The sequence below is a fragment of the Hahella sp. HNIBRBA332 genome, from assembly GCF_030719035.1.
GTDB lineage: Bacteria > Pseudomonadota > Gammaproteobacteria > Pseudomonadales > Oleiphilaceae > Hahella.
Map to the genome: position 1 here is coordinate 4,623,161 of NZ_CP132203.1, position 23,221 is coordinate 4,646,381.

At 55.9% G+C, this 23,221-nt stretch carries 22 protein-coding genes; 13 read left to right on the forward strand and 9 right to left on the reverse strand.

All coding sequences use genetic code 11. From position 1 onward, the window contains the following. Positions 1-206: 206 nt before the first annotated feature. A complete protein-coding gene (locus O5O45_RS20390) occupies positions 207-980 on the reverse strand; it encodes a substrate-binding periplasmic protein (RefSeq protein ID WP_305901183.1) in 774 nt (257 codons plus the stop codon). A 163-nt stretch (positions 981-1,143) separates the two neighbouring features. On the opposite strand from O5O45_RS20390, the gene O5O45_RS20395 reads away from it, so the two are divergent. After that, complete coding sequence (locus O5O45_RS20395; RefSeq protein WP_305901184.1) at positions 1,144-1,638, forward strand: lasso peptide biosynthesis B2 protein; 495 nt, start codon at positions 1,144-1,146, stop codon at positions 1,636-1,638. Here the strand turns inward: O5O45_RS20395 and O5O45_RS20400 are convergent. Together O5O45_RS20400 and O5O45_RS20405 are read right to left on the reverse strand one after the other, a co-directional pair. Further along, on the reverse strand, positions 1,627-2,610 hold the full coding sequence (locus tag O5O45_RS20400) for a hypothetical protein (protein ID WP_305901185.1): 984 nt from the start codon (positions 2,608-2,610) through the stop codon (positions 1,627-1,629). The two genes, O5O45_RS20395 and O5O45_RS20400, sit on opposite strands and share 12 nt — an antisense overlap. Positions 2,611-2,690: 80 nt before the next feature. Then, positions 2,691-3,395, reverse strand: a complete 705-nt coding sequence (locus O5O45_RS20405) for a pirin family protein (RefSeq protein WP_305901186.1) — start codon at positions 3,393-3,395, stop codon at positions 2,691-2,693. 209 nt (positions 3,396-3,604) lie between these two features. Between O5O45_RS20405 and O5O45_RS20410 the strand changes: the two genes are divergently transcribed. Both O5O45_RS20410 and O5O45_RS20415 read left to right on the forward strand, forming a co-directional pair. Continuing rightward, the gene (locus tag O5O45_RS20410; RefSeq protein ID WP_305901187.1) at positions 3,605-4,519 is read left to right on the forward strand and encodes a LysR family transcriptional regulator; all 915 of its coding nucleotides are present in this window, start codon (positions 3,605-3,607) and stop codon (positions 4,517-4,519) included. Between the two features lie 115 nt (positions 4,520-4,634). Further along, positions 4,635-6,380: an alkaline phosphatase D family protein gene (locus O5O45_RS20415; RefSeq protein WP_305901188.1), complete on the forward strand. Its 1,746-nt coding sequence runs from the start codon at positions 4,635-4,637 to the stop codon at positions 6,378-6,380. Between the two features lie 46 nt (positions 6,381-6,426). On the opposite strand, the gene O5O45_RS20420 is transcribed toward O5O45_RS20415, so the two are convergent. After that, positions 6,427-7,350 (reverse strand): LysR family transcriptional regulator, encoded by a 924-nt coding sequence (locus O5O45_RS20420; RefSeq protein ID WP_305901189.1) that lies wholly within the window; start codon positions 7,348-7,350, stop codon positions 6,427-6,429. Between the two features lie 106 nt (positions 7,351-7,456). On the opposite strand from O5O45_RS20420, the gene O5O45_RS20425 reads away from it, so the two are divergent. The 5 genes from O5O45_RS20425 to O5O45_RS20445 all read left to right on the forward strand — a co-directional run bounded on the left by O5O45_RS20425 (position 7,457) and on the right by O5O45_RS20445 (position 11,023). Next, positions 7,457-7,867 carry a VOC family protein gene (locus O5O45_RS20425; RefSeq protein WP_305901190.1) on the forward strand — a complete coding sequence of 137 codons (411 nt, stop codon included), beginning with the start codon at positions 7,457-7,459 and terminating at the stop codon, positions 7,865-7,867. Positions 7,868-7,880: 13 nt separating this feature from the next. Beyond that, complete coding sequence (locus O5O45_RS20430; protein WP_305901191.1) at positions 7,881-8,987, forward strand: alkene reductase; 1,107 nt, start codon at positions 7,881-7,883, stop codon at positions 8,985-8,987. A 350-nt stretch (positions 8,988-9,337) separates the two neighbouring features. Then, positions 9,338-10,132: a TIGR04255 family protein gene (locus tag O5O45_RS20435; RefSeq protein WP_305901192.1), complete on the forward strand. Its 795-nt coding sequence runs from the start codon at positions 9,338-9,340 to the stop codon at positions 10,130-10,132. Continuing rightward, complete coding sequence (locus O5O45_RS20440) at positions 10,132-10,596, forward strand: hypothetical protein (protein ID WP_305901193.1); 465 nt, start codon at positions 10,132-10,134, stop codon at positions 10,594-10,596. Before O5O45_RS20435 ends, O5O45_RS20440 begins: the two co-directional genes overlap by 1 nt. Next, positions 10,559-11,023 (forward strand): hypothetical protein, encoded by a 465-nt coding sequence (locus tag O5O45_RS20445; RefSeq protein WP_305901194.1) that lies wholly within the window; start codon positions 10,559-10,561, stop codon positions 11,021-11,023. Before O5O45_RS20440 ends, O5O45_RS20445 begins: the two co-directional genes overlap by 38 nt. Positions 11,024-11,338: 315 nt before the next feature. Here the strand turns inward: O5O45_RS20445 and O5O45_RS20450 are convergent, their stop codons facing one another. Together O5O45_RS20450 and O5O45_RS20455 are read right to left on the reverse strand one after the other, a co-directional pair. Continuing rightward, entirely contained in the window at positions 11,339-12,025 is a 687-nt protein-coding gene (locus O5O45_RS20450; protein ID WP_305901195.1) for a DsbA family protein, read from the reverse strand. Next, positions 12,019-12,885 (reverse strand): MBL fold metallo-hydrolase, encoded by an 867-nt coding sequence (locus O5O45_RS20455; protein ID WP_305901196.1) that lies wholly within the window; start codon positions 12,883-12,885, stop codon positions 12,019-12,021. Before O5O45_RS20455 ends, O5O45_RS20450 begins: the two co-directional genes overlap by 7 nt. Before the next feature lie 223 nt (positions 12,886-13,108). Between O5O45_RS20455 and O5O45_RS20460 the strand changes: the two genes are divergently transcribed. Next, a complete protein-coding gene (locus O5O45_RS20460; protein ID WP_305901197.1) occupies positions 13,109-14,383 on the forward strand; it encodes a cation:proton antiporter in 1,275 nt (424 codons plus the stop codon). Positions 14,384-14,403: 20 nt separating this feature from the next. On the opposite strand, the gene O5O45_RS20465 is transcribed toward O5O45_RS20460, so the two are convergent. Continuing rightward, a complete protein-coding gene (locus O5O45_RS20465) occupies positions 14,404-15,297 on the reverse strand; it encodes a LysR family transcriptional regulator (RefSeq protein WP_305901198.1) in 894 nt (297 codons plus the stop codon). Between the two features lie 102 nt (positions 15,298-15,399). Between O5O45_RS20465 and metE the strand changes: the two genes are divergently transcribed. Then, the gene (gene metE / locus O5O45_RS20470; protein WP_305901199.1) at positions 15,400-17,688 is read left to right on the forward strand and encodes a 5-methyltetrahydropteroyltriglutamate--homocysteine S-methyltransferase; all 2,289 of its coding nucleotides are present in this window, start codon (positions 15,400-15,402) and stop codon (positions 17,686-17,688) included. A gap of 87 nt (positions 17,689-17,775) precedes the next feature. Here the strand turns inward: metE and O5O45_RS20475 are convergent, their stop codons facing one another. Then, positions 17,776-19,245 (reverse strand): carboxylesterase family protein, encoded by a 1,470-nt coding sequence (locus O5O45_RS20475; protein WP_305901200.1) that lies wholly within the window; start codon positions 19,243-19,245, stop codon positions 17,776-17,778. Between the two features lie 316 nt (positions 19,246-19,561). Here O5O45_RS20475 and O5O45_RS20480 point away from each other — a divergent pair, with 316 nt between their 5' ends. The 3 genes from O5O45_RS20480 to O5O45_RS20490 all read left to right on the forward strand — a co-directional run bounded on the left by O5O45_RS20480 (position 19,562) and on the right by O5O45_RS20490 (position 22,054). Beyond that, positions 19,562-20,383 carry a substrate-binding periplasmic protein gene (locus O5O45_RS20480; protein WP_305901201.1) on the forward strand — a complete coding sequence of 274 codons (822 nt, stop codon included), beginning with the start codon at positions 19,562-19,564 and terminating at the stop codon, positions 20,381-20,383. Positions 20,384-20,546: 163 nt separating this feature from the next. Continuing rightward, on the forward strand, positions 20,547-21,008 hold the full coding sequence (locus O5O45_RS20485) for a thioesterase domain-containing protein (RefSeq protein WP_305901202.1): 462 nt from the start codon (positions 20,547-20,549) through the stop codon (positions 21,006-21,008). A gap of 14 nt (positions 21,009-21,022) precedes the next feature. Further along, positions 21,023-22,054 carry a LacI family DNA-binding transcriptional regulator gene (locus tag O5O45_RS20490; protein ID WP_305901203.1) on the forward strand — a complete coding sequence of 344 codons (1,032 nt, stop codon included), beginning with the start codon at positions 21,023-21,025 and terminating at the stop codon, positions 22,052-22,054. Between the two features lie 99 nt (positions 22,055-22,153). Here the strand turns inward: O5O45_RS20490 and O5O45_RS20495 are convergent, their stop codons facing one another. Next, positions 22,154-23,176, reverse strand: a complete 1,023-nt coding sequence (locus tag O5O45_RS20495; RefSeq protein WP_305901204.1) for an ABC transporter permease — start codon at positions 23,174-23,176, stop codon at positions 22,154-22,156. Between the last annotated feature and the right edge of the window lie 45 nt (positions 23,177-23,221).

Sequence of the window (23,221 nt, forward strand, 5' to 3'; positions counted from 1 at the left end):
CGGCCTAGACAATAATAATGTTGTGTATAGCGCGCAGGATGCTGCACTCTGTTCCATATCCCTATTGGACACGATACCGCTCAATATTTAAACAAAACAAATAGTTAGTTTTAGCGTAGCGAGTTTACCCACCAAGAACATTCAGTGACAAGTACTTTGTTTCTACTTCTGAACAATCAAAAATTAACGATATAAAACCAGCCAAGTCACTCGGCTGAACGGCCCACATACCGCCCATTAGCCGCATCATCCAACAGCCGTTCCAGCAGGCCGTTTTCCTGGACTATTTTGAGTCCTTTGTTGAAGGCGTTGCGCATTTTTTCTCCCCGTGGATTTTTGGTGAAGATCAGTCGGTAGGGCCAGGATTCGATGGGGGTGGGGTTGTAGGTGATGAGGTTGGATTCCTGGGGGAAGTTTTTGTGCAGGATATACAGGCCGACGTATTTATCCAGTGAGAAGGCGTCTATGCGGCCGTTGAGTAGTTTGGCGAAGTTGAGGCGTTCGTCTGACACGACTTCCATTTCGAGATGGATCCCCTGCTCCTTAGCGGCTTCAAACCAAGGGTAGCTGGCGCTCATCAGGCCGCCGAATTTGAGTCCCACCAGATCCTTGTAGTCGCGCCACTGCATAGGCCGCGTTTTGGCGTAAAAGAAAACAGCGGAGCCTTCAAAAATCACATCGGAAAACAGGTAAACCTTTTCCCGTTCTTCAGTTTTCACCCACAGAATAGAAGTGTCCCAAAGTCCGTTTTCCACAAACAGCGCCACCCGGTTCCAAGGGAAAAAGCCAACCTCTACATCTACATTCGCGGCGTTAAAACAGACTTCCGCAATATGCGCCGCCAGACCGTAATGCGGCAGCTCTTCAGAGAGATAAGGCGGCCATTCGCCAATAGCGATGCGCGCCGTCTCAGCGGCGGATGAAGTGTACCCGGCGAAAAGGAGCGCCAATGCCAGGACTACGCCACGAGTTCGCGCCATAAGCTACTGAGACTCTACTGAGATTATTCTGTCTAGAAAGCATAAACAGCGACATCCAAAGGGGCAAGTTGGCGCATTTTCTGGAGCTGCTCATAAAGCTCATTCTTCAACTACACTGAACGCCATAGACAAATAATCGTAAAATGGCCTGGGAACTGTTCTTATGACGACTCACTCCATGCCGCGCTTCTACCGTAAACTCCAAACCGCCTGGCGACTTCCGCGTCAGGAGAAGTTGTGGCTGGCGTTTTTGTTTCCGTACAGCGCGGTGGTGTGTGTGATGATTTGGGGTCTACCGTTTCGGCGTTTCGCCTGGGTTTTGGGGCGCGCGTCTGCGAATCATGAGGCGCTGTTTCACGCCCCTGCAGAGCAGCAATTCTTGGCGCGACGCATTGGCGCTGTCTGCCGTTTGGTCGCCCGCTATACGCCGTGGGAATGCAAGTGTCTGGCGCAAGCGATTATGGCCAGAACGCTGCTGGGGTTTTACAAAGCGCCTTACGTCATCCACCTGGGCGTTCTTAAAGAAAGCGGCTCCGATGGCGGTTTGAAAGCACATGCCTGGCTCAGAGTCGATGGAGCCATCATTACCGGTGGAGCCGACAGCGAGAGCTATGTGAAGGCTTCCACCTACCTGCCGCGCTTTTTATCATCCGAGTAATTGGCGATGTGATTGCAGGCGCGAATAAACCGCCTGCAAGGCAAGCCTCAGGACCGGGTAGTGTTGTTCAAGCTGCGCATCCAGACGTTTTAGCTCGTCCCTCGCATCTCGCGGTTCATACGTAGAAGCGCCTTTTGAATAGAGCCTGGACGCTCCCGACATATCCTGCTCTATGCCTGGATACGACTCCAAGCCGAAATGCTCAGCCAGCGACGCTGAGGCGCCCGCGATAAATTCATACCCCATCACCCGCACTGACGTATCAGACGCCAACGCCGCCAGCATCGCCTGGGCGAATCCCAAGTAGGTCCCGGCAGCGGCGCCCAGCAGTTTAACATCCGCCGGTTGAACCTCTGATTGTTGCGACGCCAACAAGGATGCATCCGGCAATAGCTCCGCGTTAGCGCCGGTAAATGGCGGTGGCGGCCAGTCTGCGGTGAGCCATTTGGGCGTTCCCCGCAACAGCGACTCCAGCACAGATAGATAATCGCGATACAGGCACAGCGACGGACAGTTAAATGCGCGCTGATAGAGATCAATATGCATCAGGTTCCAGGAAGACAACTTGATCACCAAGCGCCGCCCTGTCTCCGCCGCCCATTGCGCCCAGAGGCCAACGCAACGGCGCAGCGCGTCTACTTTGCGCGAAGAGGTCAGCTGTTGATGACGTACAATCTGGTTCAATAGAAACGGCTCCCCCAGCACCAACGCCTGCGGATGCTGCTTCAACATCTGACACGCCAGGGTGGAGCCACATCGGCTGGTATGAAAAATCAGGCCCGCAGGCGGCGTCTCTACGCCCTCCCCGTTCAGCAGTTCCTCAAAGTGGGTCAACCCGGCGCATTGCTGCTCTTGCGGCAGCGCCTCCACCGCCTCATGAAAAAATCCCGGCCGCAGCTCCAGCTGGTCGGGATTGATCCAGCGTAACAGCAGACGCTCGTTCACCGTGGTCAGTTCATAGGGAATCAGCATCGACACCTATCCTTGCTCGCTTTTGACAACCCCATGGATATTAACGGGTTCCTCCCTACAGGATCGAGACTCTCGCTCTTCTAAGCCTGCATTTTCATATCAAACACCAGCACTTCCGCATTGTCCGCGTTGGCGAAGGTGAGCTGACTGACGTTTTCCAGCGCCGCGCCATCGCCTCCCGTCAACGCTTCCCCGTTCAGCTCCACATTCCCTTTGACGACCTGCACCCACACGCCTCGCTGCGGGTCGATATCCAGAGACACAGACTCTGCGCCATTAAGACGGGCGGCGTACAGGTTAACGTCCTGGTGGATCGTCACCGAGTCCTGCGCGCCATCGCGACTGCCGATCAGACGAAAAACGCCGGTCATGGATTCCGGCGCAAACGCCTTTTGCTCGTATCCCGGTTTGAGTCCTTTTTGCTCCGGGTAAATCCAGATTTGCAGGAATTCCACGCCCTCTGTCCGCGAATGATTGTATTCGCTATGACGAATGCCGGTTCCCGCAGTCATCCGTTGCAGCTCTCCCGGGACGATAACAGAGCCGTTGCCGATGCTGTCTTTGTGTTCCAACGCGCCGGACACGACATAGGAAATGATCTCCATATCGCTGTGCCCATGCGTATCGAAGCCTGCGCCCGGCGTCACTTGATCCTGATTGATCACACGCAGAGGACCAAAGCCCATATGCGCAGGGTCGAAGTAATGTCCAAACGAAAACGTATGCTTTGAGTGCAGCCAACCGAAATTGGCGACGCCACGCTCGTGTGATCTGCGAATATTCATACTGTCTCCTCCTGTATTCGTTGTATGGAGACAGTTTAAACCTCCCATATTCGTAAACAATTAGTCAGAATTGAGCCATAGTGTCGCTATATATGCGACAATTTTTAAATACTTGAGCACGTACGCCAATATTTATGCGCGCACACCAGTATTTGTACACGCAACACAAAGGCTGAACCGAAAACGTCAACGGAAATTGAGAGGAAGCCATGGACAAACTCGCGGGGCTTACAGCCTTCGTAAAGGTGGCGGAAGCTGAGAGCTTCGCCAAGGCGGCGCGAGAGATGGGACTGTCGCGCTCGCAGGTGAATCGACAGGTGATTGCGCTGGAGGACGAACTGGGCGTCACCCTGCTGGCCCGCACGACGCGACAAGTCTCTCTCACCCCGACCGGGCAGGCGTTTTATCTGCGCGCAAAATCCATTCTTAACGATCTGCAGGAAGCGGAAACCGCCATTCAATCCGACCATGCGGAGCCGCAGGGAGATCTGAAAATCAACGCGCCCATGTCTTTCGGCACCTTGCATTTGAGTTCCTCCCTGGCGGACTTCATGACGCGCTATCCCAACATCCGCGTGCAACTGGTGTTGGACGACCGCTTCATCGATCCGGTGTCGGAAGGTTTCGACATTACGGTGAGAGTGGCGGAAACCCGCGAAGCGCCTTCGTTGATTGAACATACCATCGTCGAAGCAAAACGCCTGTTGTGCGCGTCTCCGGGATATCTGCAGCAGTATGGTCGCCCTCGCACCATCAAAGAACTCGCCAGCCGTCCTTGTCTGCATTACGGCAATCTCGCCTCCGGCTACACGTGGCGCCTGCGTCGCGGCGACGCCCCGGAAACCAGCGTACGGGTGAATGGCGTGCTGTGCTGCAATAACGCGGAAGCGCTGCGCGACGCAGCGGTAGCGGGGCTTGGCGTCGCCTTGTTGCCCACGTTTATCGCCGGCCCTGAGCTGCAAACGGGACGTCTGGTGAGCGTGCTGCCGGAGTATCAGGCGCCGCCGGTTTATCTGAGCCTGTTATACCCGCCTAACCGGCATTTGGCGGCCCGGGTTCGCGTTTTCGTCAAGTTCATGCAGGATCGTTTTGGCGATCCGCCCTATTGGGATCTGATTTCGTGACGATTCGCACAAGTTTCTGAAATAAGCCCGCATTTTCTAGAAAAATTAAATAATTATGTAACATTATCCCTCTATCTTCCGCGCGACTTTCACAGGCAGGACAGAGAAAGGAATAATGAAAAGAATAAGCAGACGCGACTTTATCAAAGTCACCGCCGCCGGCATGGGGGCGTTGGCGATATCCACTGGTCTGATGGGATGCAGCTCCGATGACGACGGCAATGCGCCCTATCAGGTAACCTTCAGTCATGGCGTCGCCAGCGGCGACCCGCTCAGCGACCGCGTGATCATCTGGACCCGCGCCCTCCCCGACGACGCTGGCGCCGAGGTGTCGGTATCCTGGGAAGTGGCGGACGACGCCGGCTTCATCAACCTGCTCCACACCGGAACCACTCAGACCTCCGCCGCTCAGGACTTCACCGTCAAAGTAGACGTGTTGAACCTGCAACCCGGAGCGACTTATTACTACCGCTTCACCGCAAACGGCGCGACGTCTCCAGCGGGCGTCACCAAAACCTTACCTACGGTCAGCCCGGAACAGGTGAAGTTCGCCGTGTTCTCCTGCGCCAACTATCCCGCCGGACACTTCAATGTATATGCGGAAGCGGCGTTACATGACGACCTGGACGCCGTCATCCACCTGGGAGACTACATCTACGAATACGGCGCCGGCGGTTATGCGACGGAAGACGCCGCCGCCATCGGACGCACGTTGCCGGACGACAACGCCAACGAAATCCTGACCCTCGCAGACTACCGTAAGCGCTATGCGCTATATCGCAGCGACGCCAACCTCCAGGCGCTGCACCGCAAAACCCCATTCATCACCGTCTGGGATGACCACGAGATTGCTGACGACACCTGGAAGTCCGGCGCTAAAAACCACAGTGAGGGCGAAGGCGAGTTTGAGGACCGCAAAATAGCGGCGCTGCAGGCTTACTTCGAATGGATGCCGATTCGGCCGGTTGTGGATGATAATCAGGAAATCATTTATCGCCAGTTCCAGTTCGGCGATCTGGTGTCCCTCTACATGCTCGACACCCGGGTCCTCGCACGCGACAAGCAACTGGACTATCTCGACTATCTGGATCCGGTCAGCGGCGCCTTCAACGCGCCTCAGTTCAGCGCAGACATCAGCGACGCCAACCGTACGCTGCTCGGCGCGGAACAGCGCAACTGGCTGCAGAACGCCATGGCCGCGTCCAACGCCACCTGGCAGGTGTTGGGCCAGCAAATTCTGATGGGACGCATGCTGCTGCCCGCGGAACTGCTGACGCAGCTGCTGGACCCAGACCCCAACACCATCCTGCCTGCTTTCGCCGAGCTGGCGAATATCAAGGGCCGTATCCTGATGGGCGACCCCAGCGTGACGGATGCGGAACGCGCAAGAGTGGAAACCGTACTGCCTTACAACCTGGACGCCTGGGACGGCTACGCTGCGGAACGGGAAGTGTTGTTTGAGACAGCGAAGGCCATGAACAAGAATCTGGTGGCGTTGGCGGGAGACACTCACAACGCCTGGGCCAGCGATCTGAAAACCCTGTCCGGCGACCATGTCGGCGTGGAGTTCGCCACCGCCTCGGTGTCCTCTCCCGGTCTGGAAACTTACCTTTCCCTGCCCGATGACGCGACCACGATTGCCCAGACCGAATTGGGCGTGACCACGCTGGTGAGCGATTTGCGGTATCTGAACGTCAATCAGCGCGGCTACCTGCTGACGACATTCACTGCAGACGAAGCCAGGGCGGACTGGCGTTTCGTCGACACCGTGAAGAGCCCGACCTACCAAGTGGCCGCCGCGCGTTCCGTCAGTTATAAAACATTGCCGGGGCAAAATGACCGCAAGTTGATTGCAGTCTGATGTATTAATCAGGCCCTGTCTCCCGCGGCTAGCCGATACGCCGGCCTCACAGGCCGGCTTCGCTTGTTACGAACTCTCCCAGATAGTCCATAAACGCCTTTACGCAGGCTGGCGTGTACTTGCGGCTGGGGTAGATCATCTGTAGCCCCACTGCGCCCGCGTCTGCGCCATGCAGGCCGACGACCTGATCCGGCAACAGTTGGAGCAGTCGACCTTCCGTTATATCCCGGCTCACATCGCACCAGGATTTTAGCGCGATACCCAGACCCGCCAACGCCCATTGGCGGATCAGTGCGCCATCGTTGCTCGCCAGAAAAGCCTCCACGGTTAGCGTTCGCCAGCCTGAGTCGGACTGAAAGCGCCACTCCGCCAACATTTCGCCAAAGCGAGTCATCACCAGACAGCGATGCCCCAGCAGGTCTTCCGGCGTTTGAGGCAAACCAAATGACTCAACATAAGCCGGCGACGCGCAAAGCACGCGACGATTGTCAGCCACGAGTGGGCGTACAATGAGATTACTGTCCGGCAGATTGCCGTAACGAATGGCGAGATCAAAGCCTTCTTCAATCAAATTCACCACCCCGTCATGCAAATGCAAAGCGGGTCGCACCTGGGGATGCAGGCTGACAAACTGCGCCAAAGCCGGGGCCACATACTGCCGGCCAAAATCCGAGGTGGCGGTGACGCGCAGCGAGCCGCGCAGCTCTCCCTCTTTCTCCAGCAGAACCGCTTCCGCCTGCGCCATTTCCGCGACGACCCGCTGACCGGCTTCGTAAAAGCGCGCGCCCGCCTCGGTCAATGCAATGCTACGAGTGCTGCGCTGCAGTAAACGGGTCTGGTAACGGGCCTCCAGCGCATTCATGCGCGCCGTCATACTCGCCGGCGACAGGCCCACTTCCCGCCCGGCCGCCGCCAGTCCGCCTGCGCGCACCACTCTGACAAACAGCTCAATGTCGTCAATCTTGCTCATATTATTCAGTCTTTACGAAAACAGATTACACATAAACGGTGATTATCAACTTTTTCTATAAGCATTAGGCTGCATTACATCAGCTTCCGTCAACAGAGTGACTCCCATGTATATCAATCATGTTCTGATTCGCAGCAAAGACCTGACGGCCATGACGACGTTTCTCGTAGAGGTCATCGGACTCAGGAACGGCGACCGTCCCGGCTTCCGCTTCCCCGGCGCCTGGCTGTACAGCGACGACCGCCCCATCGTTCATTTGGTCGGCGCGGATGCGTCGGACGAAGAGCAGGCCGCCTATCTTGGCGATAACACGCTGGAAGGACGCGGCGCAGTTGATCATGTGGCGCTGGCGGGCGCCGATTACGAGCAACTCTTATCCCGTTTACGGCATCACGGCGCGACTTATAGCGAGCGCACCGTGCCCGCTTCACGAGAACATCAGGTTTTTGTGGAAGGTCCGGAGGGACTGAAGCTGGAACTGTTGTTCGCCGAAGACAAAACCCCTTACCCCTCTTGAGCGGAGTATTCCCATGCATTATCCATTACTGTTTAACCCGGGCGTTATTGGCGCACTGGACATCCCCAATCGCATTGTCATGGCGCCGATGACCCGCGCCCGCACCGAACAGCCTGAAGACGCGCCTCGCGATCTCATGGCGGTCTATTACGCCCAGCGGGCGCAAGCTGGACTCATCGTCAGCGAAGCCACGCAGATTTCCGCACAGGGCAAAGGCTACTCCTTCACGCCCGGGATCTACACCAACGCACAGATCGCCGGCTGGCGCAAAGTCACGGATGCCGTCCATGCCGTTGGCGGACGGATTTTTTGCCAGCTCTGGCATGTCGGCAGAATGTCCCACGCCTCATTGCATGAGGACGGCAAGCCGGTTGCGCCTTCCGCCATCGCGCCTGACGCCAAAGTCTGGATCGTGGGTGAGGACGGAGTGGGACAGATGCTGGATTGCCCCACTCCGCGCGCCCTCAGTCAGGCGGACATCCAGGCGATTATTCGGGACTATCGGCAGGCGGCGCTTAACGCCATGGAGGCGGGATTTGATGGCGTTGAGATTCACGGCGCCAATGGTTATTTGATCGACCAGTTCCTGCGCGCCACCGCCAACCAGCGCGACGATGACTATGGCGGCAGCCTCGACAAGCGAATCCGTTTCGTGCAGGAGGTGGCGCGTACTGTGTGCGACGCCATCGGCTCGCATCGGGTCGGCATCCGCCTATCACCGTTCATTACCCAAAGAGGCATGGACGACCCGGAAGCGCCTGGGGCCATCCTGACGGCGGCGAAAACCTTCGACGAACTAGGCATGGCGTACATTCACCTGGCGGAAGCGGACTGGGACGACGCCCCGCCCGTACCGGACAGTTTTCGCCGCCAATTGCGTGAAACCTTCAGCGGCGCGGTGATCGTGGCGGGCAATTACAACGCCGATAAAGCCAACGCGATCCTCAAGGCGGGCTACGCCGACTATGTCGCCTTCGGACGCATGTTCCTGGCCAATCCGGACCTGCCCTACCGCCTGCAACACAATCTGGAGCTGAACGCCATCAGCGATCCCGCCACCTTGTTCGGCGGCGATGCGGCGGGATATACGGACTACCCCGCCTATAGCGGCGGCGCGTAAGTAACATGGAGCTTAATGGGTTGAAAAACGGTTAATCATAGAGTTGAGAGAAAACAGGCCGCCACCGGCCTGTTTATCCTGGAAAGTGAGCTTAGTTTGGGCTCAATTGAACATCCAGCACGCCGGTACAGGCATGAATCTCATACTCAGCATCGTTAGAAGAGCGAGGCAAAATAGGGGTTTAGATAAATTTATAATAAATTCAGCACATTACGTCTATTTTACGCTGTAGACAGATTTTATACAGGTCTAAATTGGTAACTAAGGGCAGACATCTATATACCTGAACATTGTTGGGCTTCTTTTTATCGTTTGCTACACTCTTCCATAGCAATAGCTCAGGTACCCAGATGAAAAGGCTCGAACTCGATTTAATTACACCTCCACTCGTAGAGACCTCATTTTCTCTCCAGTTCTCCAGGCTAGAGAGCCTGCATACTGGCTTTAGGGGGCTTCTTTGGAGCGAGTATCGCCAAGATTTCCCTATAGTTAAAAGGCATCATGAGCTTTCACATGAAATTGAAAAATTTGGAATAATCCAAAGGGATACTCCTCAATTAAGGTTTAATACTGACGTACCAAACCCTCGTTTATACTTTATTTCACATAAAAGTGACAAAGTTATCCAATTGCAACAGGATCGCTTCATCTTCAACTGGCTCAAAAAAGGCAATAGCGAGTACCCGAGATTCCCGAAGTTAAAAGAAGAATACCTTGAACACTATACAAATTTCACAAAATTTCTAAAAAGAGAAAGCCTTGGAGAACCGGAAATTGATCAAGTTGAGCTAACCTATGTAAACCATATTGACGCAGATGGTTTGTCAGCTCAGGAAGTATTTGTCGGCATAGTTGAGAAACATACGAAAATTGAGAGTTTGGAGCTAGAGTCTTTCGCATTAAACCTCAAACACATTATTAGTCACAATGGTGAGCATATTGGTCGCATATACACCACAATCAGCACAGCTCAAAAGGAATCTAGTTGCGATACTTACTACTATCTAAAGTTTGTGGCGAGGGCAAATCCATTAGGCTCATCATTAAGCGATGTATTGCTTACGATGGATCTATTGAGCAGCACAATTAATCATAGCTTCAAGGCCATGATACGAGATGATTTATTAGAAAAATGGAGTAGGTAATGACAAATATCATTCAATTTACAGATCCTTTCAGCAGAGGCTCTGCTATAAGTGAAGACAGCTACCCCATAGCAGTGAGTAAAGTTGCTAGCCAACTGGAAGCTCTCACCTCACTCCAACCTAACTGGGATTCATATAATGCAAAGCCGCCTTCAACAAATGCCCTCTTAGGTGCTATACAGCTCGCAAGCTATACATTCCAAATCACAACGCCAACGCCAGATGTATTCCCTACTCCAAATGGAAACATTCAGTTTGAATGGAGCATATGCAATTATGATATTGAAATAGAAATCGAGTCTGGAAGTAAGTGTATAGTTTCTTATATGGACTTAAATGCAGATAACGAATGGAAAGAGAAAACTCTCACAACCAACCTAGCCATGCTTACCAATCTAATTAAAGAGTTGACTAGAAGGTATGTGGATGAATTCGAATCTAAAAGTAGTGAAAACGTTGCCTGAACGGGATGATGACCCCAGCATCCTTAATGAAGAAAATTTACTTAGAAGGGTTCCCTCTTGGCCAATAATGTTCAAGTTTGACCATAATAGAAATACCCACAGATTAACCAGTGCAATATTTTCAGATAGCGAAACTAATGACGTTGAAATTTCAACGACTCACAAAGAAAAACTATTAGATTCCAATAAACAGTTGCAAGACGCCCTAGGTGAAACTAGAAAAAAAGAAGGCTGGGGGCTAGTTGCCATCAATTGCGGCGACTTAAGGAATCAGATATCTCCCCCACAGAAGTTAGTGGCAGACCCTACTGAAGATGATCCTTTTCACACTTTAATAGTCGGAAAAAAGAGCAAAAGTGTAAAAAGGAAAATGGTTGATATGGTAACCACGCTAATTGCCCCCTCCCCTCCAAATAAAGACACTTAACTGCATAAAAAGTTTGCTCGTAACGGTCCCCAGAACACCTCGTCATTAATTTATCCCATCCAAGAGAAAGATAATTTATAACAACTCCTCCTCTGATATAGAGGCGGTACGACAAGCATTATGTGCATCATCAGGCTCGCACTCTCCCTGCCTTATGGGACCTCTAAACAAAACGCTACAAGACAGAACAGTCATCATCAAGCTATCGCTTCGGTTTAAAGGCCGCTTAAACATTCACATAGCCTTGCGAGTTAACACAGAATTTCACCCTCAGAATGGCTGCAACGGGCGTCCTTGCCCGGATAGATGAAAGTCTCAGGAACAGCCGTCAGGCGTACAGAAGGGGGCATCGTCCGTGTCGTCATTCTGCGCCTTGCTTCCTATCAGCGACTCCAAGTGAGTAGCGAAGGCGACGGGTTTGCCGAGATAAGGGCCGACGGTCACCGGAACCACTGAGCCGTCGATAATCAGCGCCAGAGAAGGATAGCCGCGCAGGCTCAGGCGCGTCATCTCCCGTCGCGTCGACTGTATATGCGCGGCGGCGGAGCTGGCATTGACGGACATCTGCGCGGTGAAGCGTTCGCCGTCCAGGCCGATGCTTTGCGCCAGGCGGGTCAAGGTCGCCAGGTCGGCGATACGCTCGCCTTCGACATAATGCGCCTGTTGCAGGCGGTGCAGCATCGCCAGTGCGTCGCCGCCCAGGCTCTCCGTCGCCAGCACCGCTCGGATTGGCGGCTCGGAGTCGAAAACGGCGTCATGATCCCGCAGCAGGCCATTGAAATAAGCATCCCCGAATGGCTGGCCGGTCAGAGTCTGAATCCGCTGATCATGGGCCATCACGTAATCGCGCAGCGCGTCGTTCACCGGCTGTCGATTGGCGCCGATCATCAACCCGCCGGCGCGCAGATTAACCGGCATCATTTCCCGCGCCTTGCTGATCAGCGGCGCGGCGCCGTAGCACCACCCGCAGATGGGATCGTAAAAGTAGTCGAGTTCTACCACTTCATCTCCCCTTTCTCTACTTTCGCGCTGATTTCCAGGGCGATCCCGGTTTCCAGCTTCGGATAGGCCTGCTCCATCGCCTGCATCAGGGCGTCTGCGTTTTTAGCGTCCTTGGCTTCTTCTTCAAAGCGCTTCAGGTACGTGCGGGTGAAATCGATGGCGCTCACATCCATATCGGAATCCGGCAGCATGTGTCCAGGCACCACGATAGCGGGATGCAGCGCTTTCATTTCGTCCAGCTGCGCTACCCAGGCGTCGCGTTCGCTTTGCTTCTGCGTATCCGCCATCCATACATGCATGTCAGACAGTACGCCGACATTACCGACAATCGCCTGCAAAGAAGGCACCCACACGTATGGACGGTGCGCCAACTCGCCCTGCATGCCGCGCACTTCCAGTTTCTCTCCGTCCACGGTGATGAAGTTGCCTTTCAACGCCGCCGGGACAACCGGGTTGCGCGGTGCGTTAGCGCCCATTTTCGGGCCCCAGAATTCCACTTTGAACGGCAGTTTGGCCTTGATGTGCTCCAGCACCGCAGGCGGCGCCACGACGTCGGCTTGCGGAAAGATTTCCTTCAGCACTTCCACGCCAAAGTAATAGTCCGGATCGGCATTGCTGACCAAGATGGTTTTCAGCGTTTTACCGGTATCCAGCACATTGGCGGCGATGCGATAGGCGTCGGCGCGAGTGAATCCAGCATCCACCACAACCGCTTCGGTTTCACCACTGATGACGGTGGAAGTGACGTTGAAACTGTTGTCGTCAGCGTTGTAAACCTTCAATTGCAGCGGCTCTTTCGCTGCAACGGCGGCGGTGAATGAAACAGCGACGGATGCGGCTAAAAGTAATTTGCGAAACATGATCGGTGACTCCTCATAGGAATAATTGATGGGAGCACTATAATTTCCAGATAAGCGCAGAAAAACGGCCAAATCCGCACAACTTTGTTGCATGAATTAAGCGAATGGGGGACGGGACTGGTGCGTTGGGTTGCGCTAAGTCGCTGACGTCGGTACAAAATAAAAGACATGAGGCCGCAAACTTTCATTTTTGGTCCGCTCTGGCGGATATGACAAATCATCCATGAGCTTTGAATTGACGCTCCTACTGTTTGGCGCTGCGGTTATTGCGTTCGCGCTTATCTCGCGTTGGTCCCAGCAGGGCCCAATGACCGCGCCCTTGTTTTTCACACTGGCTGGATTGCTGCTCAGCGATCGTGGTCTGGGTCTGCTCGTCGCCGATCCTGAGTGGAGTCTGGCGCACTGGTTGGCGGAGGTCACTCTGGTGTGGGTGCTGTTTACTGACGCCTCCCGCATTAATCTGCGTCAGCTCAGGGAAGGCCACAATATTCCCCTGCGTCTGCTTGGTCTGGGTTTGCCGTTGTGTATTGGCGTCGGCGCTTTGGTCGCCTATCCGATGTTTCCCGAGCTGGGCTGGGCGGGCGCTTTCACCTTGGCGGTGATCCTGGCGCCGACGGACGCGGCGCTGGGGCAGGCGGTCATCAACAATGAACGCGTACCGGTGCGCATCCGTCAGGCGTTCAATGTGGAAAGCGGCCTCAATGACGGCATGGCGCTGCCGTTGCTGATCATTGGCCTGTCCTGGCTGATTGGCGAAAACCACAGCGCCAGTCACTGGCTGGAACTGGCGTCGATGCAATTGCTGCTGGGCCCGATCTACGGCGTCGCCGTGGGACTTGCGGCGGGACGCGCGCTGGACGCCGGCGTACAACGACGCTGGGTGAGCCCGACCTATCAGCGTCTGGGACTGCTGGCCGTCGCCATGTCTTCATACGGTCTGGCGGAACTGTGCGGCGGCAACGGTTTTATCGCCGCCTTCTGCGCCGGCGCCGCGGTAGGCACGCGCACCCACGTATTTTGCGCGCCGCTGCACCGTTTTGCGGAAACCGAAGGCCAGTTGTTAAGCCTGATCAACTTCCTGCTGTTCGGCGCCATCATGATTCCCCACGCCCTGCCAGACCTCACCTGGACGCATTTTTTCTATGCGCTGTTGAGTCTGACGGTCATTCGCATCATCCCAGTGATTATCAGCCTGACCGGCACCCGGCTGCAGTTCACCAGCAAGCTGTTTCTGGGTTGGTTCGGGCCACGGGGACTGGCTTCCCTGCTCTATGTGCTGCTGGTCATGCAGCAGGATCATGCACCCGGGAAAGATCAGCTTTTCAGCGTCGCCGTGCTGACCATCCTGCTCAGCGTATTACTGCATGGCGTCACCGCCGCGCCGCTGGCGCAGCGATACAGCCGCTATATTCAGCGCAACAGCGCGGACACCGGCGCAGAGCAAATGGAAACATCAAGCTTCCCCACCCGACGCCCCTTCGGACGCGAAGAGGCCTGAACGCCCTGAGAAGAAGCGCGCTATCCACGCCACTCCGCATCCCGCGCCATGGCGACGAAGGACGCCAAATAGTCCGTGTCGGCGTCCTCCTCGCGCACACCCAGAAAAATCTGTTTGGCGATGCCCTGCGGCCCCAATCGCACCGGACGCACCGGCATCTTCTGCGCATACTCCGCCACCAGCCACTTCGGCAAAGCCGCCACGCCGCGTCCCGCCGCCACCATTTGCAGCATAATATCCGTCGTCTCAATCGTCTTGTGTTGTCTGGGGTTACAATTCGCGGGCAACAGGAACTGGTTGTAAATATCCAGGCGATCGATATCCACGGGATAAGAAATCAGAGTCTCCTGCAGTAAATGCGCAGGTTCGACAAAGGGGACCTGCGCCAGCGGGTGATTGTCGCCCACCACCAGCACCTGCTCATAATCGAACACCGGCTGAAAGGACAACCCATCCTTGCGCACCGGGTCCGGCGTCACCAGCACGTCGATTTCATACCCGATCAACGCCCCGATGCCGCCAAACTGAAACTTCTGTTTGACGTCCACATCCACATCCGGCCAGCGCTGCAGGTAAGGAGCCACCACTTTCAGCAGCCATTGATAACAGGGATGACACTCCATACCGATGCGCAAAGAGCCGCGCTGCCCCTGAGAGAACTGACTCATCACCAGTTCTGCATGTTCGAATTGCGGCAGCATTCGTTTGGCCAACGCCAACAGATACTCTCCGGCCTGGGTAAAGCGCAAACTGCGACCTTCCTTGGTCCACACCGCCGCGCCCATTTGCTGCTCCAGTTTCTTTACCGCATGACTGAGAGCGGATTGCGTCAGGCACAGGCTTTCCGCAGCGGCGGTCAGCGAACCTAAACGATCCACCTCCCGCAGGATGGTGAGATGATTACGTTCCAGCATTTTAGCAACTCATGAATTTATCTAATAGATCGATGAAATCTTAACATTATTTTTCATAATTCGGAGTCTCTATGATGACGTCATCGACATAGGAGGCATGACATGATTACCACTCACAACCTGGGGTTCCCCCGCATTGGCGCAAAACGGGAATTGAAATTCGCTCAGGAAGATTATTGGAAAGGACGCATTCCCCAGGAGGAGCTGCTGAAAGTCGGCGCGGAGCTGCGGCAGCGCCATTGGCGTAATCAGTCGCAACTGGACCTGGTTCCGGTGGGCGATTTTTCCTTCTACGATCAAGTCTTGGATATGAGCTTCACCCTCGGCGTCATACCTGAGCGAGTCAGCCGTCTGCAAGGCGACGAGCTCGACAATTACTTTCGGGTCGCCCGCGGCCGTTCGGCGCAGGACAGCGATTGCCATTGCGTTCACGCAGGCGAAATGACCAAGTGGTTCGACACCAACTATCACTACATCGTGCCGGAGTTCACCGCAGACACTGCCTTCTCACTCAATCCGTCCCGTTTACTGGCGGAAATTGCAGAGGCGAAACAAACCGGCGCCAACATCAAGCCCGTTATCATCGGCCCTGTGACCTATCTATGGCTGGGCAAGAGCAAAGACGGCTCCAATAAACTCGACCTGCTGGAGCGTCTGTTGCCGGTCTACGCCGCGCTGTTGGACGTACTGGCCAGCCAGGGCGTGGAGTGGGTGCAGATCGACGAGCCCATTTTGGTCACCGAGCTGGACGCCAACTGGCGTTACGCGCTCAACCTCGCCTATCACACGCTTAAATCCAGTAAAGCCAAACTGCTACTGGCCACCTATTTCGGACAACTGCAGGACAACCTGCAACTGGCCTGCGAACTGCCTGTGGGCGGTCTGCATGTGGACGCCATTAATGGGCGTGCGGAGATCGGCAAACTGATCGACTGGCTGCCGAGCCATAAAGTGCTGTCGCTGGGCGTGGTGAACGGGCGCAATATCTGGAAGACCGACCTCAATCAAACCCTGGACTGGCTGCAACCGGTTTATGACAAGCTGCAATCGCGTTTGTGGCTGGCGCCGTCCTGCTCGCTGCTGCACTCGCCGGTGGACCTGGACAGCGAAGAGAAAATGGATGCGGAGATCAAATCCTGGCTGGCGTTCGCCCTGCAAAAACTGGATGAAGTGAAGATCCTTGCTACAGCCCTGAACGAGGGCCGCAATACTGTCGCAGAGGCCTTGCAGGAAAATCAGGCCTGCGTGGACAGCCGTAAAGGCTCTTCTCGCGTCCATAATCCAGCCGTGAAAGAGGCCGTGGACGCGATCACCGCTGACATGGGCGATCGTCGCAGCGACTATCAAACCCGGGCCGCCAAGCAGGCGCAAAGGCTGCAATTGCCCGCGTTCCCGACCACCACTATCGGGTCGTTTCCACAAACTGCGGACATTCGTAATGCGCGCCGCCGCTACCGTCAGGGCGAGCTGCAGGACAACGAATACCGTGCGCTGATGCAACAGGAAATCGAGCGTTGCGTGAGAGAGCAGGAAAGCCTGGGTCTGGACGTGCTGGTGCATGGCGAAGCGGAACGCAACGACATGGTGGAGTATTTCGGCGAGCAGTTGGACGGCTATGTGTTCAGTCAGTTCGGCTGGGTGCAGTCTTATGGCTCCCGTTGCGTCAAACCGCCCATTATTTTCGGCGATATCAGTCGCCCGCAGGCAATGACCGTGGATTGGATCAAGTATGCGCAATCACTCACCGACCGCCCGATGAAAGGCATGCTGACCGGTCCGGTGACCATTCTGAACTGGTCTTTCGTGCGGGACGACCAGCCCCGCGCCCTCACCTGTTATCAACTGGCGTTGGCCATCCGCGCCGAGGTGCAGGACCTGGAGCGCGCCGGCGTTCGCGTCATTCAGATCGATGAAGCGGCGTTACGGGAAGGCTTGCCGTTAAGACGCGCGCAGTGGCGGGAATATCTGCAATGGGCGGTCAGCTCGTTCCGTATCGCCGCTAACGGCGTGAGAGACGAAACCCAGATTCACACCCACATGTGCTACTCCGAGTTTAACGACATTATCGAGGCCATCGCCGGGATGGATGCGGACGTCATCACCATCGAAACCTCCCGTTCCGACATGGAGTTGCTGGACGCCTTCGACAACTTTAAATACCCGAATGAAATCGGCCCGGGAGTGTATGACATCCATTCGCCGAACATTCCGAGCGAAACGCACATCGTTCAATTGATGCGTAAAGCCGCCGAGCGCATTCCCGCACACCGACTGTGGGTGAATCCGGATTGCGGCCTGAAGACCCGCAACTGGGAAGAAGTGCGTCCGGCGTTGCAGAACATGGTTAATGCAGCCAAACAGCTACGCACGGACACCGTCGCCGCAGCCTGATATTCCCTAACCCCCCCGCGTAAGCGCGTTCAGAGGACCGGAGCCATCCCGGTCCTCTTCTTTTGTTTTTCTCGGCGTCAATGACGATCAACCACCGCTATCCTCGCCAACGATCAACTCTGCGGAGAGCGCGCCATTGGCGCGATAAGCGGAGGATGGATGCTGCGCCCCGAAAAACACCAGGGGCGTTGCGGATCCGGTGAATTTCACTTCATCCAGCCCCAAGTCCAACTGCGCCGAGAGGCCAAAGAACAAACGCACGCATTGCACATGGCGCAAGTCCACACCCTGGGCGGCGAAATCAGCAAGGGGAATCTCCACCGTACTCCAAACCGGGCCGACGCTGAGGTAGTCGTTCAACGACACGCCCAGATCTTTCCTCACCTGCGTATCCCACAACTGCACATACCATTGCGACGGCGCGGCGCCGTTCAGTGCCTTGAAGGACAGCGACAGCGTATCCAGTCCCCTGGCGGGCAAGTCGAACTCTCCGCTCCACAGGGCGCTTTCAAACAAGCGAAATTGATCCCACTGCACCGCTTCTCCGTGCAGGCGCAGATACAGGCCATCTCCCGGCTGCGGGTCTGGATTGGAAGGCGCGCCGGCGTCTTTGGCGAAGCTCAGCAACCAGTGAAACAGGACATGGCGGCCAAATTCGTTGTAGTGATAGTAATATCCATCGCCGCCGTATGCGCCGGCGGCGTCGACATTGGGATCGTTGTGGTCGTAGGCCAATTCCAGATAGTAATTTTTGCTGTCTACAACCTGACCATCGCTGTTTTTGAACGTGTGATTCAGTTTCAGGCCGTAAGCGCCATCCCAGGAATTATGCCCAACCCCCGCGAAACTGGTCAGCTTGGCGGGATACCTCGGCGGATAATCCGGATCGCCGCAGCCGTTCAGTTTTTTGTCCACGGCGTTTTTACCGGAGTTATGACCGATAACGCGATCTTCATCGCCATGAAACGCCCAGACGGCGATAGGGTGAATGGCGTCGCAGTCGAACTCCTGCGGGTACCAGGCGGCGATAGGCGCAGCCGCGGCGATGGTGTCGGGCCGGTCCCGCAACACGTTGTAGGTTCCATTGCCGCCCTGGCTATAACCGGAGACGTAGACGCGATTCAGGTCCACGTTGTAATTGGCCACCGCGTGGTTATAGATCTGCTCGTAGCGGCTTTTGTGCATGCCGCAGATACCCGATCCGCCCGCGGGCAACTGCGGCGCCAGCACAATCAGGGGAGACGACGCTTCCCACAGTCCGTCCCGTATCATTCTGGGAACGCCGGCGCCCGACACCTTGTTGAGGATTTGCATGTTCAGGGAATAGGTTCCATCACCGTTACTCACGGTGGCGTCGCCGCATTCGCCCAGTCCATGCAAAGAGATCAGCAGAGGATACCCCTCCTCGCGCTGGGGATCGTAATCAGCAGGAAGGTGTACAAAACCATTCAGGGTTTGCGGGGTTTCCATTTTGCCGTTGATGGGCGTCAGCGCCGCGGAGACGGCGGACGTCAGGAACAGCGTCGCCGAAAGAAGCAGGGACATTGATATTTTCATGGCGATTCCTTTGCGCTTGCAACAACATTAACCAGGCGGACAAACAGCCTCCTTCTATTTGTCTGCAACGACAGAGCCTGCACATGTCAGGCCCTGTCTCCCGCGGCTAAGCGCCGCTCAGGCGCATCCATGCGCCTGATCAATAACATGCCAATATCATTGCCATGTTATTGATGACTATAGCTAACGCGGGGGCGGGAAGCGGTCTCTGGATCACGAAACCGGGTAACGCCTTACATCCTTCCGTTAAGAAATGTAATCCCGCCCGAAGCGCCTATAATTACTAAGACAGCTTTAACGTCGCAGGGTGCATCCCATGTCCTCGTCCGTCTCGATAGGCCGCCCACGCCACGCCGTTCTCGCCGCTTTATACAGCCTGTTGCTGATCGCCGCGCCAGTCGCCTCGGAAACCCTGACCGTGGCCACCGGCGACTGGCCTCCCTATGTGTCGCCGCAGTTAAAGCACTATGGCGTCACCGCGCGCATCGTCAAAGAAGCATTCGAGGCGGCGGGAGATGAAGTCGTGTTCCAGTTCTTTCCCTGGAAACGCACGCTGCTGATGTCAGAAGAAGGGCTGGCGGACGCCTCCTTTCCCTGGAGCCATAAACCAGAACGAGAGGCCCATCATCACTACAGCGACGCCATCGGCAAATATGGATATGTGTTTTTCCACCTCAAAACCACTACGTTCGAATGGCGTGAACTCAGCGACCTGCGCAATCTGAAAGTCGGCGGCACCAACAGTTATAACTACGGCGAAGAATTTGTGAATGCAGCAAAGAGCGGGTTGTTTGAGATTGAGTGGGTGCACTCCGACGAGCTGAGCTGGCGCAAACTGCTGGTGGGCCGCCTCGATATCTTTCCCTCAGACGTCGAAGCAGGCTACGCCGAGCTCCGCGACCTGTTCCCGGCGCAGCAGGCCAATCGCGTGACGCACCACCCCCACCCGCTAAAACCGCTGACCACCATGCATCTCCTGTTCTCTATGGAAAAACCGGAAAGCCTTGAACGTCTCAAACGCTTCAACGCCGGCCTGCAACAACTGCACGCAGAGGGCAAGATTGAGCGATACCTGCGCGAATCCCGGGAAGGACAATATCGATTAGTCAGTGAGGAAGTGCGGGAAGAAGGATTGTGATGGAGTTGCATTGCGTTGCGACGCATCTGAATGCCGCCCATTTCTCTGGATGTGGCCGCCCCAAAGCTAATACCGCCAGACACCGACGAATGGCTAACTCCCTGCCCGCTTGCTCTGATTATAATAGCCTCTAGCCTACATCCAACTACGCCAAGGAAAAGCTATGAGTGACGCGTCTTTAGCTGCGCAATTGCAACGTATTTTCGACGATGAAATTCCCCTTACCCGTGCGATGGCGTTACGCGTCGATCAGTATGATGGACAGGCGCTGGCGCTGTCGGCGCCGCTGGAAAACAACATTAACGATAAAGCGACGGCTTTCGGCGGCAGCCTGTATTCCATGTGCGTGCTGTCTGGATGGGGATTACTGACCTTGACGCTGAAATCTCATGAACTCAAGGGCGACATCGTGATCCAGGACAGCCAGATTCAGTTTCTGAAACCGCTGCGCTCAGCGCGTTTGGCAGTGCGCTGCGCCTTTGCGGAGCCGCAGCAAGTGGACGAGTTCGTCAGCATTTACCAGCAGCGGGGCAAAGCACGTCGGGAGCTGGTGGCGGAGATTCTTGCGGACGGTGAAACAGCGGTGCGATTTACCGGACGTTATGTAGCGCTGAAGGCGGATTGAAGCGGCGCAACGCCATGTCCAAACGCCCCAACATCACCGATCTCGCACAAGCTGCGGGGGTCAGCCCGGCCACCGTGGACCGGGTGCTGAATAATCGCTCCAAGGTGCGCGAAGCAACAGCGCAACGAGTGCTGTTGGCGGCGGAGGATATCGGCTATCACGCGTCCGGGCTGCTGAAAAAACGCTTTCAGGAATCCAAGCCCCGCAAGACCATCACACTGCTGCTGCAACGCAGCGCCGAAGCCTTTTATCAGGCGTTGGGAAGCGCGCTGGTCAACGCCGCCGCACGGCAGCGGGATTATCAGATCCAGACAAATTTGATTTTCATGGACGAAGTCGCCCCCGCTTACATCGCCGGACAACTGCAGCAAGTTGCGGAGGCCTCTGACGCCGTGGCGCTGGTGGCGTTAGACCATCACTCAATCAACCAGGTCATCGAGCAACTGGCCGCCCAGGGCAAGCCCGTCATCACCCTGCTGTCGCAACTCTCCACTCAGGCCTGCGCCGGGCACCTCGGCCTGGATAGCCGCAAAGCGGGACGCAGCGCCGCCTGGGCGATTTCACGATTAGCGAAAAAAGAGGGCGAAGTAGGAATTCTGCTGGGCAGCCATCGCTACCTGAATCAGGAAATTTCCGAGATCAGTTTTATCAGCTACTTTCGCGAACTGGGGCGCAACTTCCGTCTGCTTGACCCGATCCTCAATCTCGACGACGACCGTCTCGCCGCCGAGGCCACCGCTAATTTGCTGGCCTCGCATCCTGACCTGGTGGCGCTTTACAGCGCTGGCGGCGGCATGGCGGGGATGATTTCCGCACTACGCAGCGAAGCCGCGGACAGAGACCTGGTAGTCATCTGCAATGAGCTGACGCCCAGCACCCGCGAGGCGCTGAACGAAGGGCTGGTGGACATGGTGATCGCCACGCCGGTGGAACGGCTGGCCGCTGAAACCCTCGCCTTGTTCGTGCGCGCTTTCAACGCTAAAGGCGCACAACGCTTTGCGCCGGTATTGTTGGCGCCGGAGCTACATATTCTGGAAAACATTTAGCCCCGTCAGTCCTGTCAGCGTGGTCAGCACTAAAAGAAAAAGCCCGCACGCTTATCGCGTCGGGCTTTTTCATGGCGATACTGCAGTCGCTGCGCCAGGTCAGCTGGTTTTCTTGCGCTTATTCTGCCGATGCTGATCCACCACCACCGCGCACACGATAATGGCGCCCTTGATGATGTCCTGATAATAGGCGTCCACTCGCAGGAAAGTGAAACCGGACAGCATGACCCCCAGGATCAGCGCGCCGATAACCGTCCCGGTGATGCGTCCGCGTCCGCCGGACAACGACACGCCGCCAATCACCGCCGCCGCAATGGCGTCCAATTCATACATCAATCCCATGCCCGCCTGTGCGGTTTTGATGCGGGCGATCGCCACCATCGCCGCCAGCCCCGCCAACAGGCCTGCAATCATATAGACCTTGATGAGATGGGCATCGATATTGATGCCGGAAACCCGCGCCGCCTGGGGATTGGCGCCGATCGCATAGGTGAACTTGCCGAAACGGGTGTAGCGCATCACCACATGGAAAAACGCCGCAACCAAAAGAAACACCACTACTGGGGCCCAGCGTCCCAAACCACTGCCGAGCATCGTGAAGCTCTCGGTAAAGCCGGAAACCGGGCTCCCGTCCGTGAACCAGCGGGCGATGCCGCGAGCGGAAACCATCATGCCCAGAGTGGCGATGAAAGGAGGAATCTTGGTTTTAGTGATCAGCCAGCCATTGATAAAGCCAGCCAGCGCGCCTATCGCCAGTCCCACCGCCAAGGGCACGATAAACGGCATGTCCACCAGCGCGGGATAGATGATCTTGGGCCAGTTGCTATCCTGGGCGAACGTCGCGGCGATCATGGCGGTCATCGCCACTACCGAGCCAGAGGACAAATCAATGCCGCCAGTGATAATGACCTGAGTGACGCCGACGGCGATAATGCCGATCACCGACACCTGCAGAATAATAATCTGCAACCGGCTCATGTTGGCCAGAAAGCTCTGCCCGACAATGAACCAGCCAAGTACTTCAAACAATGCGGCGATGCCGAAAAGCACCATCAGGATGCTCAGCTCGGGAGGCATGCGCTTCTTCGACGCGGGAGTCAGGCGTCCGTTATCCGTCGTCATGGGACCACTCGTTGTTGTCGTTGCCATTTCAACCTCTCTCAATAT